A 666-nucleotide genomic window follows, 5' to 3' on the forward strand; every position below is an offset into this window, starting at 1 on the left:
GGTCTTGCTGGTGCGGTTGCGTACTTCGTACTTACTGCGACAGCGTCAACAATCGATGCGTCAGTTAACATGTCATTCTTCGGTGGTATCATCGCAGGTATCATTGCTGGCCATTCTTACAACGCTTTCCATGCAACACGCCTTCCTGAGTGGCTAGCATTCTTCTCTGGTAAGCGCCTAGTGCCAATTATGGCTGGTTTGTTCGCCCTAGTTGCTGGTGCTGTTTCAGGTATTGTATGGCCAACAATCCAAGGTGGTCTAGATGCACTTGCTCACGGTATCTCTACTTCTGGCGCAATCGGTCAGTTTGTATACGGTACGCTTAACCGTGCTCTAATTCCTGTAGGTCTACACCACGTACTGAACTCTTTCTTCTGGTTTGGTATGGGTTCTTGTCAAGAAGTGCTAGTTTCTGGCGCAACAGCTGCTGGTCAAGCTCTTCCTGCACTACAACAACTTTGTGTTGACCCAGCTCTAGCTAAGACTCTTGTTGCAGGTCAAACTCACACATTTGAATTCGCTAACTCAGTAACTCCAGAAATTACAGCAACTGTTAAAGAAGTAACTGAAACAGTTAAATCTGGTGACCTACACCATTTCTTCGGCGGCGATAAGAGCGCTGGTGTATTCATGAACGGTTTCTTCCCAGTAATGATGTTCGGCCTA

1 protein-coding gene is annotated in these 666 nt (G+C 46.8%); it reads left to right on the plus strand.

From position 1 onward, the window contains the following. Positions 1 to 666: PTS transporter subunit EIIC (locus tag R7044_RS25825; RefSeq protein WP_225456074.1), on the plus strand; the 666-nt coding region annotated here is incomplete at both ends.

This window comes from Vibrio sp. 1402 (assembly GCF_033340275.1).